The sequence below is a fragment of the Streptomyces sp. NPDC055099 genome (assembly GCF_053607685.1).
In genome coordinates this window covers 79,801-95,463 of the sequence record NZ_JBSGUA010000020.1, presented here as the reverse complement: position 1 = coordinate 95,463, position 15,663 = coordinate 79,801, and the positions used below count along the sequence as shown (strand labels likewise).

14 protein-coding genes and 1 pseudogene are annotated in these 15,663 nt (G+C 71.8%); 9 read left to right on the top strand and 6 right to left on the bottom strand.

What is annotated here, in order from left to right; genetic code table 11:
- Positions 1-34 precede the first annotated feature (34 nt).
- Positions 35-646, top strand: coding sequence for a hypothetical protein (locus ACWFRU_RS36180; protein ID WP_453692338.1), 612 nt, complete (start codon positions 35-37; stop codon positions 644-646).
- A 19-nt stretch (positions 647-665) separates the two neighbouring features.
- Here the strand turns inward: ACWFRU_RS36180 and dapA are convergent, their stop codons facing one another.
- Positions 666-1,565 (bottom strand): 4-hydroxy-tetrahydrodipicolinate synthase, encoded by a 900-nt coding sequence (dapA, locus tag ACWFRU_RS36175; protein ID WP_453692337.1) that lies wholly within the window; start codon positions 1,563-1,565, stop codon positions 666-668.
- 357 nt (positions 1,566-1,922) lie between these two features.
- Between dapA and ACWFRU_RS36170 the strand changes: the two are divergent.
- The 4 genes and pseudogenes from ACWFRU_RS36170 to ACWFRU_RS36155 all read left to right on the top strand — a co-directional run bounded on the left by ACWFRU_RS36170 (position 1,923) and on the right by ACWFRU_RS36155 (position 5,023).
- A pseudogene (locus ACWFRU_RS36170) lies at positions 1,923-2,613 on the top strand (hypothetical protein).
- A gap of 81 nt (positions 2,614-2,694) precedes the next feature.
- Positions 2,695-3,486 carry an SGNH/GDSL hydrolase family protein gene (locus tag ACWFRU_RS36165; RefSeq protein ID WP_453692336.1) on the top strand — a complete coding sequence of 264 codons (792 nt, stop codon included), beginning with the start codon at positions 2,695-2,697 and terminating at the stop codon, positions 3,484-3,486.
- A 76-nt stretch (positions 3,487-3,562) separates the two neighbouring features.
- The gene (locus ACWFRU_RS36160) at positions 3,563-4,123 is read left to right on the top strand and encodes an antibiotic biosynthesis monooxygenase (RefSeq protein WP_453692335.1); all 561 of its coding nucleotides are present in this window, start codon (positions 3,563-3,565) and stop codon (positions 4,121-4,123) included.
- 159 nt (positions 4,124-4,282) lie between these two features.
- Positions 4,283-5,023, top strand: a complete 741-nt coding sequence (locus ACWFRU_RS36155; protein WP_453692334.1) for an SRPBCC family protein — start codon at positions 4,283-4,285, stop codon at positions 5,021-5,023.
- A 7-nt stretch (positions 5,024-5,030) separates the two neighbouring features.
- Here the strand turns inward: ACWFRU_RS36155 and ACWFRU_RS36150 are convergent, their stop codons facing one another.
- Positions 5,031-6,896, bottom strand: a complete 1,866-nt coding sequence (locus ACWFRU_RS36150; RefSeq protein ID WP_453692333.1) for an endonuclease/exonuclease/phosphatase family protein — start codon at positions 6,894-6,896, stop codon at positions 5,031-5,033.
- Positions 6,897-7,173: 277 nt separating this feature from the next.
- Between ACWFRU_RS36150 and ACWFRU_RS36145 the strand changes: the two genes are divergently transcribed.
- Positions 7,174-8,634, top strand: a complete 1,461-nt coding sequence (locus tag ACWFRU_RS36145) for a hypothetical protein (RefSeq protein WP_453692332.1) — start codon at positions 7,174-7,176, stop codon at positions 8,632-8,634.
- Between the two features lie 52 nt (positions 8,635-8,686).
- On the opposite strand, the gene ACWFRU_RS36140 is transcribed toward ACWFRU_RS36145, so the two are convergent.
- The 4 genes from ACWFRU_RS36140 to ACWFRU_RS36125 all read right to left on the bottom strand — a co-directional run bounded on the left by ACWFRU_RS36140 (position 8,687) and on the right by ACWFRU_RS36125 (position 11,545).
- Positions 8,687-9,133 carry a hypothetical protein gene (locus ACWFRU_RS36140; RefSeq protein WP_453692331.1) on the bottom strand — a complete coding sequence of 149 codons (447 nt, stop codon included), beginning with the start codon at positions 9,131-9,133 and terminating at the stop codon, positions 8,687-8,689.
- Between the two features lie 28 nt (positions 9,134-9,161).
- Positions 9,162-10,316 (bottom strand): hypothetical protein, encoded by a 1,155-nt coding sequence (locus tag ACWFRU_RS36135; RefSeq protein ID WP_453692330.1) that lies wholly within the window; start codon positions 10,314-10,316, stop codon positions 9,162-9,164.
- Positions 10,317-10,380: 64 nt separating this feature from the next.
- Positions 10,381-10,608 carry a hypothetical protein gene (locus ACWFRU_RS36130; RefSeq protein ID WP_453692329.1) on the bottom strand — a complete coding sequence of 76 codons (228 nt, stop codon included), beginning with the start codon at positions 10,606-10,608 and terminating at the stop codon, positions 10,381-10,383.
- Positions 10,609-10,777: 169 nt separating this feature from the next.
- The gene (locus tag ACWFRU_RS36125) at positions 10,778-11,545 is read right to left on the bottom strand and encodes an SDR family NAD(P)-dependent oxidoreductase (protein WP_453692328.1); all 768 of its coding nucleotides are present in this window, start codon (positions 11,543-11,545) and stop codon (positions 10,778-10,780) included.
- A 104-nt stretch (positions 11,546-11,649) separates the two neighbouring features.
- Here ACWFRU_RS36125 and ACWFRU_RS36120 point away from each other — a divergent pair, with 104 nt between their 5' ends.
- The 3 genes from ACWFRU_RS36120 to ACWFRU_RS36110 all read left to right on the top strand — a co-directional run bounded on the left by ACWFRU_RS36120 (position 11,650) and on the right by ACWFRU_RS36110 (position 15,661).
- Positions 11,650-13,089 (top strand): alkaline phosphatase PhoX, encoded by a 1,440-nt coding sequence (locus tag ACWFRU_RS36120; RefSeq protein ID WP_453692327.1) that lies wholly within the window; start codon positions 11,650-11,652, stop codon positions 13,087-13,089.
- Positions 13,090-13,351: 262 nt separating this feature from the next.
- Positions 13,352-14,947, top strand: a complete 1,596-nt coding sequence (locus tag ACWFRU_RS36115) for a TROVE domain-containing protein (protein ID WP_453692326.1) — start codon at positions 13,352-13,354, stop codon at positions 14,945-14,947.
- 69 nt (positions 14,948-15,016) lie between these two features.
- Positions 15,017-15,661, top strand: a complete 645-nt coding sequence (locus ACWFRU_RS36110) for a GntR family transcriptional regulator (protein ID WP_453692325.1) — start codon at positions 15,017-15,019, stop codon at positions 15,659-15,661.
- Positions 15,662-15,663: the final 2 nt, after the last annotated feature.

Here is a 15,663-nt window from a genome sequence, read left to right as displayed (position 1 = left end):
CTGCGTATGCTGCGCGGGACGACAGGAGACTGACATGCGCGGAACGGGGACCAGGGCCATGGCCCTGGGCGCGGTGGCGGTACTCGGCCTGGTGGCCGGGTGCGGCGAGAGCGCGGGGCAGGGCGAGGGCGGCGACAGCAAGGCGGCGCAGAGCATCAGCCGGGACGCCGCCGCCGGCGACCACGGCCATCCGCTGGAGAAGAGCGACATCCCCTGGAGCGGCAGCCCCAGCCCCTTCAACGCGCAGGTCAAGCTCGCCGACGGCCGACGCGTGGCGATGCACTACATGAAGGGCAAGGGGCTCTTCGTGCAGGACTACAGCCCCCAGGCCAAGGGCTGGTCCAAGTCGGCCGTCGTGTACGGGACGAAGACCGACGCCTGTCAGGGCATCACGCTCAAGGCCAAGGACGGCACCGTCGCGGCCTTCGGGGACTTCGGCCTGTACTGCGCCGACGGCGAGCCGCCGACCGAGTCGGTCGCCGCGGTCGCCACGGGCCCGCTGACGAAGTGGGCCACGCACCTCACGAAGGACTTCGACGGCTGGGAGAAGATCGCCGTCGCCGCCGGGGGCAAGAAGGTCACGTTCAGCAGGGGCGGCGAAACGCTCCTGTGGACGAAGCGCGGCGGCTTCCCCGCCGCGGGCTGACTCACCGCCGCCGGCCGCGTCACAGCGCTTCGTACGCGGCGAGCAGCCTGTCGGTCGCCTCGCGGCCTGCGGGGCGCAGCGGGGCGCGGACCGGTCCGCCGGGCAGGCCGAGCGCTCCCAGCAGCGCCTTGGAGGTGACCGTGCCGGGCAGGCCGGCGCCCATCATCAACTCGATGAGTTCCATGGACTGTTGCTGGAGCCGGCGGGCCCCGGACGTGTCGCCCGCGTCGAACGCGTCGATGATCGAACGGAGTTGGCCCGGAACGGCGTTGGCCACCGTGCTGATGTAGCCGACGCCCCCCACCGCGTACAGCGCCAGGATGAACTCGTCACAGCCGGTGTAGTAAGCCAAGTCGGTGCGTGACAGGACCTTCTGAGTCCCCATCAGGTCGTACGCGCAGTCCTTTACGGCGACGATCCGCGGATGCTCCGCGAGCCGCAGCATCGTGTCCGGCTCGATGCGCGTCCCGGTGCGCCCAGGGATGTCGTAGAGCGCGAGCGGGAGTCCCGTCGCGTCGGCGACCTCCAGGAAGTGTGCCTCGACGGCGTCCTGCGGCGGCTTGCTGTAGTAGGGCGTGACCACCAACAGGGCGTCCGCGCCCGCCTTTTCGGCGGCCAGCGCCATCTCGACCGTGTGCCGGGTGGCGTAGCTGCCCACGCCCGCGACGATCGAGGCCCGGTCGCCGACCGCCTCGGCGACGGCGCGCACGAGCGCGGCCTTCTCGTCGTCGGACGTGGTGGGGGACTCGCCGGTGGTGCCGGACAGGACGAGCCCGTCGCAGCCTTCGGCCACCAGACGCTCGGCGAGCACCTGGGCGCCGTCGAGATCGAGCACGCCGTCGTCCGTGAAGGGCGTGACCATCGCGCAGAGGGCGCGGCCGAGGGGAGGGGCCGGAGCCGTGGATGAGGGTGAGGTCATAGGGGCAGTGTCGGTACGCCGACGCTGAAGCTCCACTTAATTCTGCTACGAGGTATGCGACAGGAACACTAAGAAGTGGCCGTGAGTCGACGGTGGGCGGGGCGGGGGCTAGTGCCAACTCGCCCCCGTATGCGCCACCATGGGCCGACGGTAGTCGACGGGCGGCCGCGCGGCGGCCGGCCACAGGAGGCGTCATGAGGCTGGGCAAAGCACTCGCCACCGGGATCGCCGAGGAAGACCCGCAGGAGCGGCTGCGGCAGAAAGATCTTGGCAGCACGTGGAGTCCGAGCCCGAACCGGCGCCGACGGCCACGGAGCCGACGGCCGGGGTCCCGGCGCCCGGGGTCCCGGCGGCCCGGTGAGACTGCGGCTCCCCGCGGAACACCCGAAGGAGCCGCCGACCGGATACAAGATCGCCCGCCTCGCGCTGTCCCAGGACGGCGCGCGGGCGGGGTTCACCGGCGTCTCCCTGGGTGCCGCCCTGCCCTACGGCGTGCTCGACGAGGCCCGCTGCGTCTACGGGCGGCGGCACGCGGCCCCGCACCGCCGCTGCGACTGCGGGTTCCACTGCGTCCACGAACGCGCCACGGCCCAGGCTCTCCTGTGCACCGCCGAGCACCGCGGGGCGGCGCTGCTGCGGGTCACGGTGCTCGGCGCGTACATCCTCCCCCACTGCTTGAGGCGTGGGGGTGCCCCCAGAGCGGGGCTTCCGGTACGCGCGCCAACGGGTGCGCGCCGTGACGGTGCAGCCCTGTCGCTGCGGGGCGCGGGCCTCGGTCCTCGCGGACGCCGGGTGGGGCAGGCCGGGGTGGCGCGTGGTCGAGGGGGCGTGCGCGGTGTGCGCGGGCAGGCGTACGTCGATGCGGCTCGCGGAGTTCGCCCGCCTCGCCGGCGAGGGCCTCACGGTCGCCGCGGAGGGTCCCGAGTCCGTGCCGGGGTCGCCCTCCGAGGCCATGGGGGTGCCCGAGCTGGTCGCGGAGGCGGCGCTGCTGCAAGCCCGACTCGACCTGTTCCAGGGGGAGTTGGCCCGCCTGTCGGAGGACGAGTAGAGCCGGTGGCGCACTGTCCGGCACGGTCGCAGCGGCCTCCGTCGCGTTGACGTGCCATGGCTGCGGGGAGAGGCTCTGGCCATGACGACGCATGCGTACGCCCGTTATGTCGCGATCGGCGACAGCCAGACGGAAGGGGTCGGCGACGGTGACGAGGTGCACGGATACCGCGGCTGGGCCGACCGGCTCGCCGAGATCCTGGCCGAGGGGAACCCGGGGTTCGGATACGCGAACCTCGCCGTACGGGGCAGGCTGACGGCCCGCATCAAGGCCGAGCAGCTGGCCCCGGCCCTCGCGCTGCGCCCCGACCTGGTCACGGTCATGGCGGGCATGAACGACCTGGTGCGCCCCGGCTTCGACGCCGCGCGGGTGGCCGGCGACATCGAGGACATGTTCACGGAGCTGACCGCGGCGGGCGCGCGCGTGGCCACCGTGACCTTCCCCGACCTCGGGCGGATCTCGCCGCTCGCGCGCCGGGCGCTGCCCCGCGTCCTGGACCTGAACGCCCGCACCCGCGCGGCCGCGGACCGCCATGGAGTCGTCGTCCTCGACACCTTCCCGCACCGGGTCACCACGGACCCCCGGCTGTGGAGCACCGACCGTCTCCACGCGAGTCCGCTGGGACACGCCCGGATCGCCGCGGGCATGGCGGACGCGCTGGGGGTTCCCGGCCACCAGGACTGGACACGGCCGCTGCTGCCCCCTGCGCCCCCGGTCTCCGCGCTGCGTGCGGTGGTGGCGGAGACGTCGTGGTTCGCGGGGTTCATGGGCCCGTGGTTGTGGCGACGCGTCCGCGGGCGCTCCTCGGGCGACGGGCGGGCGGCCAAGCGTCCCGAGCTCGGACCGGTCGCCGCGTCTCCCGAACGGGCTTGACCTCAAGTTAGCTTGAGGTCGCAGGCTGTGGGCAACGGGCCGAGCAGGGCCCGTCCACACGCTGAAGGAGCAGGCCATGAAGGCACACGTCGACGCCACCACCCTCCCCGACCCGGCCCGAGCGGACGGCGGCCTCGTCTTCCTCAGCACATGGAGCACGGGCACACCGGAGCGGCAGCGGGCGACGGCCGACGCGATCGCCACGGCCTGGGGGAGCCGCCCGTGGCCGCACGAGGGCCTGCTCTCGTACACCGTGTACGCCGGGGCGGACGGCTCGACGGTGGCGCACCGCTCGCACTGGCGGGACGACGAGGCGTACCAGGACTTCTTCGCCCACGGCAGGGACGAGCGGAACGCCGAGATCGACGAGGCGGTGCCGGGCATCGAACGGCTGGGGCTGCACAAGACGCGGCTGCGGGACGGGACGGCGCGTGCGGCCGGTGACGGCCGGGCGGCCCAGGTGGTCGTGATCGCCGAGGGGGAAGCGGGGACGGTGGCGGCGCCGGGCCTGATCTCCGTCCACTTCCACGTGACGACGGACGGCGGGCGGGTGATCCGCTACGAGGAGTGGGAGAGCGGCGAGGGGCTGCCCGATGAGGGCAAGTACCGCCTGGCGTACGGGATCGAGCCCCGCTGACACCTCGTGGCCGTGTGCTCCGAAGCGGCCGGCGATTTCTCACCCATCACGCACTCCCTGCCCGGTCGTCGCGCGCCCCTTCCCCGGCACCACCGTTGCCCTGGACGGGAAGGGGAGCCGGTGGGATGTTGAAGCGATCTGGGACGTCAGGGGGTCGCCATGGCCGCAGGCAAGGAGTTCGAGATCGAGCGGGAGTTCGAGGTCGATGCCTCTCCCGCCGAGGTCTGGGACGCGTTCACCACCGGCACCGGCGGCTGGTTGTGGCCCATGGTGGAGTACGAACCCCGCGAGGGCGGAGCCGCCCCCCACGGCGGCACCGTCATTCACTGGGAGCCGCCGCACCGCCTCACCGACCGCGTCGACGACCCCGAGGGACTCCCGCCCGGCCAGACCGTCAACCGGCTCGACCGCACCATCGAGCCCCGCGACGGCGGGCGCCGCTCCTGGGTCCGCTACGTGCACAGCGGCATCCTCACCGACGACTGGGACAACCAGTACGAGGGAGTCAGCAAGCACACCGACTTCTACCTGCACACCCTGCGCCAGTACCTGACGTACTTCATGGGCCTGCCCGTCACCTTCACCACCCTCGACGGGCCCGCCCCCTCCACCGCCCCGCACGCCTTCGTCAAGCTGGGCCGCCGTCTCGGTCTGCCCGACGACGCGTCCGAGGGCGCCCGCGTACGGGTGGACGCCCCCGGTGAAGCCCTCGACGCGATGGTCGACTTCCGCAGCAGGCACTTCATCGGCCTGCGCACGGACACCGCGCTCTACCGCTTCTTCGGCCGCAACCACTTCGGTGCCCCGGTGGGCATCAGCATTCACGACTTCGCGCCGCAGGCGGACGCCAAGGGCACCGAAATGGCATGGCGGGACTGGCTGCTCAGGCTCTACGCGTAACCCCTGGTTACGGCTTGAACCTCAGCACCTGCGGGTCGTGGTCACTGTTCTGCTCGGCGAACTCCGCGTTGATGTGCACGCTGTCGTACGAGAAGCCCTTCGACCCCGGGCGCCCCACGCCAGGGCTGGTCAGGATCTGGTCGAGGACCTGCGAGTTGCCCTGGTAGACGTACGAGTAACGCTCCGACCGGGGCAGGGACTTGACCGCGGACTTCAGGGCGCCGCCCGCCTCGAGGGCGGCCGTCGTCGCCGAGAACTCGAAGTCGTTCACGTCACCGACGACCACCACGTCGGCGTTCTTCTCGACCTTCCGCACGTCCCGCACGAAGGAGTTCACGGCCTGCGCCTGCCGCAGCCGCTTCGCCTCCGATGACCGCACCGGCGGCTGGTGCCGAGAGGTGAGCCCCTCGTCGCCGCCCTTCGACCCGAAGTGGTTCGCGACCACGATCACGCTGCGCCCCCGGAAGCGGAACTCCCCGGCCAGCGGCTTGCGGCTGTCCGCCCACGCGGTGTTCGCGGGGTCGACACGCCCGGGGGAGAGCGTCAGCGCGGCACGCCCGGAGGACCGTACGACCTCCGTGCCCGTCGTCGCGTCGCCCTCGCCGCGGTCCGTGAAGGAGACCCGCTCGGGGTTGAACAGGAAGACCTGGCGGATGTTGCCGCCCGGCTCCCCGCCGTCCTTGTTGTTCTCCGGGTCGATGGACCGCCACTCGTAGCGCGGCCCGCCCGCGGCGACGATCGCGTCCGCGAACTTCTTCAGGGTCGCCTCGGCCGAGACGGTTCCGTCGTTCTTCGCGCCGTTGTCGTCCTGGATCTCCTCCAGGGCGAGGATGTCGGGCGAGGCGAGATTCGTGACGACGGCCCCGGCCAGCGCGTCGAACTTCGTCTGCGGGTCGCCCGGGTCGAGGTTCTCGACGTTGTACGTCGCGACGGCGAGCTCGCCCTTGGCCTGGCGCCGCGTCTTCTCCCGTACGAGCCCCTTGTCCTCGACCTCGCCGAGCGTCCGCGCGACCAGCGTGTAGCCGCCGAACTGGTTGAAGTCCAGGGGTCCTTCGGCGCCGCCGGACAGCGAGTCGCCGACGTTCGCCTTCGGGAAGGGCCGCTCGGAGACCGGGGCCAGCTGCTGGATCTGCAGCCGCCCGGTGTTCTGGTCGTCGTAGGACCCGTACACCGTGCCGCCGCGCCGGTTCGCGTTCTCGTGCGGCTTCACGGTGACCCACAGCTCCGAGTACGGATCGGTGGCGCCGACCACGCGCGAGGTGCCGACGCGTACGTTCATGCCCTCCAGGGACTCGTACAGGTCGAGGGCGTACGAGCGGGGCTTCAGGGGCAGCGCGTTGATGCTCCCGCCGTCAGCGGGGTCCCCGGCGGGCGCGTACGCGGACGGCACCGACTTGGCGCTCACCGTGACGGGCGCGGGCAGCGTGTTGCCGGACGACTCGACCGTCACCGTCGGCTTGGTGAGCTGGGTCAGGGACTGGTTGCCGGACGCCTCGCCGCCGGGGACGTACTCGCCGACGGTCCCGGAGACGCGGACCGCGTCGCCGGCCTTCACGGTCAGGGCGGCCGAGCCGGTGTAGACGAAGACGCCCTCGCTGGTCGCGGGGTCGGCGTCGGCCTTCGGGTCCTGGATCCAGAAGCCCTTCGAGCCGTAGGTACGGACGCCGGTCACGATGCCCGTCACGTCCGTGACCTGCTGCCCCGCCAGGGGCGAGAGGCGGGTGGTGCCCTGGATGTCGTGGACGCGCACCTCGGCGGCGGACGCGGAGGAGGTGCTCACGGCGAGCAGACCGGCGGCCAGGGCGGTGGCCACGACGGTGGAGACGGCGGCGGATCTCACGGCGGGCCGGGTGGCACGGGATATGTGCGGCATCAAGGAACTCCGGATGAGGGTGAGGTCGTATGACGAGGGTGAGAGCGAGCGGGACGGGCCGGTGGGCACCCAGCGCTCTACGCGCGTCAATCTCTTGTGTGCCCAGGGGAGTTGTCAAGGTTCGGCGGGTGTTCTCACCGTGTATGTCTCCTGACAGGGACATGAACCGGGCGGCATGGGGCGAAATCCGTCTAGGCTTCGGTCCAGCAGACCTTTCCCCGGGTGCTCGGCCCCGCCCGAGCAGGGGACGCCCCATCCTTCGGAGGAGAACCAGCCGATGTCCGTAAGTCCCGCCACCCTGCCGCCGGTGCTGCTGCACTCCGAAGCGGAACTCGCGCGGGCCGCGCTCGCCACGCCGCTGCTCTCCCGCGCCGCGCGGCTCGCCCGCTGGGCGGGCCCCGAGACGCGTGTCGGGGCGGGCGGTGAGCTCATCGAGGAGCAGCTCCCGGCCGCCGCGGCCGAGCTCGGCCTCGCGGTGGACGACCCGGATGCCGCCGCGTACGCGAGCGAGGCCTGGCGCGTGGCCGTCGACGCGGGCCTGGTGGACGTCACGGACGCGGACGAGTCGGAGGGTGAGGACGCGCCGGGCACGGTGGCCGCGGGCGAGGACCTCGCCGCGCTCACCTCCGGCAGCCCGCAGGACATCCTGGCCGTCTGGCTCAACGCCCTGGACACCGTCTACTCGGACGCGACCGTGCCTGACATGGACAACCTCCTCGACGTCCTGGAGGAGAAGGGCGAGGTCGACTTCGAGGAGCTCGGCTGGGACCCGCAGGCCGAGGCGGACTTCCTGGACGGCGTGCTCGGCAACCTCTACCTGCTCACCGCGGGTGACGCCGGGGCGGGCGAGGGCCCGGTGCCGTTGCCCGCGCTCGCCGCGTCGATGATCGTGCCCGACGACATGGGTGAGCCGACCGACGACATCCTGGAGCAGGTGTCGGACGCGATGATGAAGCTCGACGACCAGTTCCGGCTCTTCGAGCCGCTCGGGCTCGTCGAGTACCAGCCGGTCGACGAGGCCCTCATGGTGGACATCGACGAGGCCGAGGCGCCGCTGCCGGACGACGACGAGGACGTCACGCGGTACGGCATGGTCCGCCTCACCCCGCTCGGTGTGTACGGCATCAGGGCGCGGATGCTGGAGGCGGGCGTGGACGCCCCCGCGGTCGGCGACCTCACTGACAAGGGCGCCGACGCGCTGCTCGAAGGGACGGCCGGCTTCCCGCAGGCCGCCGCGCAGGCTGAGATCGAGCAGTGGCTCGCCCGGCACGAACCGCTGGGCGCGGCACGGGAGTTGCTGACCGCCGCACGGGGCGGCGACGAGGGTGCGCCGCTGCGGCGGCTGCGGTGCCAGCAGGCGCTCTCGCTGGTCGGAGACGAGGCGGAGCCCGCCCTGCGGGAGGTGCTCGACGACGCCGAGCTCGGCGGGCTCGCCCGGGTGTGGCTGGCCGAGCACGGGGCGGCCGACGTGCCCGCGCCCTCCGAGGCGATGGTCTTCTGGCTGACCATCGACACGATCGCCGCGCAGCTCGCGGCCGAGGGCAACTCGGACGAGCTGCAGGGCCTCGTGGAGGGTCTTTCAGAGCAGCACAGCGGCTTCTTCGCCGCGGCCTGGCGGGTCGAACACCCCGCCACCGCGGACGTCCTGGAGGCGATGGGGCGCCTGCACCCCGACAAGAAGGTGGCCAAGGAAGCCCGCAAGGCGGCCTTCAAGGCCCGTTCGCAGCAAGGGATGTGACCGCCGCAGCCGCCGGGCCGGAACTCCCGGCCCGGCGGCCGTCCGGTTCAGCTCAGCACTGATACATCGTCGTGTGCTTGAACGACGACGTCGCGCCGTCGAAGCCGTACGTCCCCCGGTACGCCGGAGGGTTCTGGTACTCGCCGACGATCGTGATCGTGCCGGCGCAGGGGCCCTGGCCGGCGCGCTTGGCGTCCAGCCGGATGGTGTCGCCGATGAATCCGCCCGTGATGTCCCACGGGGCGCCGCAGATGCCGGAGGTGATCTGCCCGCCGAGAACCACGTGCGGGTAGGTGTTCGGGTTGAACTTCACCTCCATCGCGAAGGTGACCGCGCCGTTGTGCAGCTCCAGCTTGGAGGTGGTGGACACCGCCTCGGCGGACACCTCCTGGGGCGCGGAGAACGCCTCGTCGCGGGTCTTGACCTCGGCGCCCTGCGGATTGTGGAAGCGGTGCTCCGCGCGGGCCTGGCCCTTCTGCTTGCGTGCCTGAGTGGTCATGGAAGCCCTCCTCTCGTGGTGCGACCGGTCAGGCCAGCTGTTCGGAGACCTCGACCCGCAGCAGCGCGCGGACGTTCTCGAAGTGGTTGAGCACGGTGACGGTCGAGGAACCGGCGAACAGCAGGCCGAGCGCGACGTTGTCGAGCGAGGTCACCAGGGACCCCGAGTCGCCGCCCGCCGAGATGTTCGTCGTCAGGATCTGGTCCTTGAAGCGGGCCGTGCCCGCCGTGCCGTAGTTGACGTCGATGGTGGCGTCGACGGCGATGATCCGGCCGAAGGAGATGTTGGTCGTACGCCCGGTCTTCTTCACCAGGTCACCGACCGCGACATTGGCCTTGCGGCGCCAGGCGCGCGGGGCGCCGCTGAAGTACGTCTCGCGGGTCGCGTCCTGGAAGTCGACGGTGCCGAGCGCCGCGTCGACGACGTTGTTGTGCCGATCCAGCGGGATCTGCGGGGCGAACTGGATCGTGATGAAGCGCTCCAGGGTCGCGATGCGGTCGGCCGGGTCCTGGCCGCCGTCGAAGACACCCGGCTGCACGATCGCGCTGCCGAGCTGGGCGCGGTTGGAGTCGGCGAGCACGTGGTTGTTGGACAGGATGTAGAACTTCGCCGGGATGCCGAGACCGGGGCCCGGCGGGTCGACCGAGGCGCCGGGCAGGAAGTCGTAGACCACGCTGCCGAGCGTGCCGGCCGTCACGCGTACGTTGCCGACCGAGGCGCCGGAGGGGCACGGGCGCATCCGGCGCTTGAGGAGCTGCGGCTCGAACGCGCCGAGCCCGGAGAGCTCTTCGAGCATGGGCCGCGAAAGGCCCGCGAGCTGCTCGCTCACACCGCCGTCGGGGCCGTACGTCACCGAGCGGTCGTCGGTGCGCCCCGCCTTGCGCTGCTGCCGCTGCGCGGCGACGTGACCGACCGCGACCACGTCGGTGGGGGTGCCGTCGTCCATCTGGGAGGGGATGACGTCCCGCTCCGGGAGCATGGACTCCGGAACCTTCTGGGTCACGAACACGATGACCGCGGGTTCGCCCGTGGGCTCTCCCTCGATCCACTTCACGCCGTGGCCGAAGCCGACGACGTTGGCCAGTGACGTCTGGGTGCCCAGGAAGTCCCCCGCCGCCTGCCGGCGCGAGCTGTCGCTGAGCTGACCGCCGGTGGGTCCTCGCATCAATTCGGGCTGGCTCACCACGCCAGACCACCTCTTCCCCTTGGTTGAAGGGTGGAGTTCCGGTCGGCTTCCGCGGGTCGTCCTACTGCGCCGCGGGCTCACCGATGGCGAGTACGCGTACGGGGACGCCTTCTAGCACTGCCGGAACCACATCTTCGTCCCGGAGCCGGTCACGGGGGACCTTGCGGGTCACGAACACGACGATCACGTCCGCTCCCGACCGGTCGTCCTTGCCGATGCCGACGCCGTTGACATTGGCCAGCTTCATCAGCCGGTCCTCATGGAGGCTGCGTGCCTGCGATGCGTCCACGCGGCTCGCCTCCCCCAACGGGTGATGCAGGTAGGGGATGTCTATTGCCGTGTGGAGGGCGGGTCAAGGCGTTCCGCACGAAATCTTGGCTTTACGGGTGATCTGCTCCTGTTGACCTTGTTTACGAAGATTCTTCCGACCACTGGCTCGGGGGCCCGGGAGCACCCGCTCACGTACGCAGATGTGAGGCGCCGTTCAGGTCGAGGACCGTGCCCGACGCCCACTCCGCGACCGGCGAGGCCAGCCACAGCACCGCCGCGGCGATCTCGTCCGCCGTACCCGCGCGGCCGAACGGGCTCTGCGCGCGGATCGCCGCGCCCTCGTCACCGCTCAGCCGGTGGGCCACCCGTTCGGTCTCGAAGAAACCGGGGGCCACCGACGCCACCGCGATCCCGTACGGCGCGAGCGACACCGCGAGGGACTGGCCGAGCGCGTGCACGGCCGCCTTGGTCGCCCCGTAGGCAGGGTGGTCGGGCTCCCCGCGGAACGCGCCGCGCGAGCCGATGTTCACGATCCGGCCACCCGTGCCCTGGTCGATCATCCGGCGCGCGGCCAGATGACTGAGGTTCGCCGTCGCGAGAAGGTTCACCGACACATGCCGCTGCCAGAGCGCCGCCCAGTCCTCGTACGACGTGTCGGCGAGGGGGTGCGGCAGATTCACGGCGGCGTTGTTGACCAGCACGTCGAGCCCGCCGAGCGCGTCGGCGGCCCGCCCCGCGACGTCCGCCGCGCCCGCCGGATCGGACAGGTCGCCGCCCACCAGGACGTGGCCCTCGCCCTTCAGCGAGGCGAGCGTGGCGCGCGCGTCGTCCTCGCGCGAGCCGTAGTGCACCGCGACGCGGTCGCCGTTCGCCGCGAAGGCCCGGGCCAGGGCCCTGCCCAGGCCGCGGGAGGCGCCGCTGATCAGGACACGGCGGTCGGTGCCTGGCAGGTTCATGGAAGGAAGCCCCTTGACGTCGGACGGCGTTCAACCGCCGTTTATACGTGAGCGGGAACGTGACGCCGACAGCAGCCCGGCCGGAACCCGCCCCAGGAGACATCATGTCGCTCACCCGCAGGGACTTCGCCAGACGCTCCGCGATCACCGGAGCGGGGGTCGCGCTGACCGGCAGCGTCGGCGCGCTCGCCACCGCCCCCCATGCGCTCGCCGCGGAGGAGACGACGGAGGGCGGGGCCGACCGGCTCGGCCGCGACCCCGGCTACGGCCCCCTCGTACCCGACCCGAAGGGCCTGCTGGCGCTGCCCGCCGGATTCTCGTACCGCGTCCTCACCCACAGCGGCAAGACGAAGCTGGAGACCGGCGAGTTCACGCCGTCCAACCATGACGGCACGGCCGCCTTCGAGGGCCCGCGCGGCGTCACGCTGCTCGTCAACAACCATGAGCTCGGCGGGCCCCGCTCCAAGTGGGCGCACCCGGTCCCGCTGACCGAGGGCCTCGTCTACGACCCGGCCGCGGCCGGCGGCTGCACCGTCGTCGAGGTCCGCCGCGGCGGACATGTCGCCGAGTGGGTGGGCATCGCGGGCACCGCCACCAACTGCGCCGGCGGCAGCACTCCCTGGGGCACCTGGCTGACCTGCGAGGAGACCGAGGACAAGGCCGGCCAGAACGGCATGACCAAGGACCACGGCTACGTCTTCGAGGTCGACCCCTACGACCGGCGGGCCAACCGCGCCCCCAAGCCCATCAAGGCGCTGGGCCGCTACGCCCACGAGGCCGTCGTCGTCGACCCCAAGCGTGGCCACCTCTACCTCACCGAGGACGCGTCAAAGCCGAACGGCCTGCTCTACCGCTGGACCCCGCCGCAGGGCTTCGAGCACGGCCGCGGCAAGCTGCGCACCCTCGCGGACGACGCGGGCGTCCTGAAGGCGCCCAAGTGCTTCGACTCCGGCGGCCGCTTCGTGGACGACCTGTCCCGCGCGACCAGGATCGGCACCGTGTACGGCGTGGACTGGGTGGAGGTCCCGGACCGCGACGCCCGCACGGTCCCGGTGCGCGAGCAGTTCGACGACGGCGACATCACGCGCGCCCGCAAGCTCGAAGGCATGTGGTGGGGTGACGGCGGCGTCTACATCGTGGCCTCGTTCGCCCGCGACGAGAGCCCTGTCGCGCACGACGGGCAGGTGTGGTTCTACCACCCCTCGCGCCGCACCCTCACCCTGAAGGTCCTCCTCGGCGTCAACCCCGATCCTTCCAAGGACGGCGCCTTCGACGGCCCCGACAACATCACCGTCTCCCCGTACGGCGGCCTCGTCATCGCCGAGGACGGCGACGGCGTCCAGCACCTCTTCGGGGCGACCGAGCGCGGCCGCACCTACCCCATCGCACGCAACGAACTCAACGCGGGCACCCCCGAAAAACCCTCCTACAGCGAATTCTGCGGCGTCACGTTCTCCCCGGACGGCAAGACCCTCTACGCCAGCATCCAGTCCCCCGGAATCCTCCTGGCGATAACCGGCCCGTGGCGGCGCCGGCGCCCTTGATCGCGGGCCGCGGGCCGCGCCGCCGAAAAAGCATTGGTGCCCCCTGAGTTCACTCTCCTAAAGTGGGACTCGTCCAGGTGCGAAGGCAGGACTTACTTCCACTCATAATGGGGAGCGGACGGGTTCGAGTCCCGTCTCCGGCACCAACAGGCCGGAGTAGCTCAGGGGTTAGAGCACCATCGTCAGTTCAGCCGAATGGGATCTCTGGACACCCGAACTCGCCGTGCCGTCTTCCCCAGCGATGTAATTCGGGGGAATTCACATGGCACGCTTCAACACCAAGGCCGCGAAGGCGCTCGTCACTTCCGCCGTGAAGTCGACCGGGCGCATCGCGCCGACCCACGAGGGCGGCCGAGGCCACCTGCGCGACCCGCGCTCCGAGCTGTTTCTGCTCGCGGTCGCGAATTTCGTGTCCCAGCGGACCTTTTACGAGGACGGGGTCGACCGCGACGACCGCTTCTCCGCGCTCGTGCGGCGCCTCGCCGTCGAGGACCCGGAGTGGACCGCGGGTCTGCTCGGCTGGCTGCGGGGCGAGGGCAACATGCGTACGGCCTCGCTCGTCGGCGCCGCCGAGTACGTGAAGGCGCGCCTCGACGCGGGCGTCACCGAGGGCCCCGCCAACCGCCAGGTCGTCGACTCCGTGCTGCGCCGCCCGGACGAGCCCGGCGAGCTGCTCGGGTACTGGACCGCGACGTACGGCCGCAACGTCCCCAAGCCCGTCAAGCGCGGCATCGCCGACGCCGTGCGCCGCCTGTACGGCGAGAAGGCGCTGCTGAAGTACGACACGGCGCCCAAGGGGTACCGCTTCGGCGACATCCTCAACCTCGTGCACGCCGCGCCCGACGCGGACAAGCCGTGGCAGGGCGCCCTGTTCCAGTACGCGCTCGACCGTCGCCACCACCCCGAGACCGCGGTCCCGCCCGAGTCCGCCCGCGTCCTGGCCGCGCACCGCGCGCTGATGGCGGTGCCGGTCGCCGAGCGGCGCGCGGTGATCACCGGGGCGGGCGGGGCCGAGCGGCTCGCCGCGGCGGGCATGACCTGGGAGGCGCTCGCGGGCTGGCTGCAGGGGCCGATGGACAAGGCGGCCTGGGAGGCGGTCATCCCGTCCATGGGCGTGATGGCGCTGGTCCGCAACCTGCGCAACTTCGACGAGGCAGGCGTCTCGGACGAGGTGGCCGGCGTCGTCGCGGCGAAGCTCGCGGACCCGGCACAGGTCGCGAAGTCGCGGCAGTTCCCCTTCCGCTACCTCGCCGCGTACCAGCACGCGCCGTCGCTGCGCTGGGCGTATCCGCTGGAGCAGGCGCTCGGCCACTCGCTGGCCAACGTGCCCTCGCTGCCCGGACGTTCGCTCATCCTGGTCGACCGCTCCGGCTCGATGTGGTCGCCGCTCTCGGACCGTTCGCAGCTCGACCGCGCGGACGCCGCGGCGGTCTTCGGCACGGCACTCGCGATGCGGGCGGCCAAGGCTGACCTGGTCGAGTTCGGCACGACCAGCGCACGGGTGACGTACGGCAAGGGCGAGTCCGTCCTGAAGGTCCTCGAGCGCTTCGGCAGCCTCGGCGGCACGAACACCACCGAGGCGGTGCGCCGCTTCTACAAGAAGCACGACCGGGTCCTGATCGTCACCGACGAGCAGGCGACGTACAACTACCACGGTGACCCGACCGAGCAGGTCCCGGCGCACATCCCGGTCTACACCTGGAACCTCGCGGGCCACCAGGTGGGCCACGGGGCGTCGGGCACGGGCAACCGCCATGTGTTCGGCGGGCTCTCGGACGCGGCTTTCCGGATGGTGCAGTTGCTCGAGACGGGCTCCTCGTGCGACTGGCCGTGGGTGCGGGCGTGGGTGCGGGCGTGAGTGCGGGTGTGAGTGCGGGCGCCCAAGACCATTGCCCGCACCGCCAGTTGACATCTAACATTTCAGTGCATGGGAGCCATGCAGCCGGTGCGGCGCGTTCTTCTCAGGGATCAGGCGTACGCGTCGATCCGTGACGCGATCGTCGGCGGGGACATCGCGCCGGGCAGTGTCGTGCGGGACGCCGATCTCGCCGCGTCGCTCGGGCTGTCGAGGGCGCCCGTCCGGGAGGCGTTCGCGCGGCTCGTCGACGAAGGGCTCCTGGAGACGAAGCCGCAGAGCCACACCCGTGTGACGCCGCTGGACGCGGCCGACGTGCGGGACGCCGCCGCCGTCGTCCGCGCCATGCACGAACTCGCCGCCCGCGGCGCGGTGCCCCGCCTGGAGCCCGCGCACCTCCAGGCCATGCGGGAGGCCAACCGGCGGTTCGCGGCGGCCGTCGCGTCCGGTGACGTGGAGGGTGCACTGCGGGCCGACGACGAGGTGCACGGCGTCCTCGTCACGGCCTGCGGCAACGCCGCCGCCGCGGCCACCATCGCCCGCTACACCCCCCTCATCCGCCGCCTGGAGAGGCAGCGCTTCGGCGAGGGCGTGTCCTGCGGCTCCGCCGCACTGCACGAGCGCCTCATCGACGCGTGCGCGGACGGCGACGCGGAAGCCGCGGCGGCCGTCACCACGGAGATCTGGCGCGTCCTGGAAGAACTCGTCCACCCCTGAAG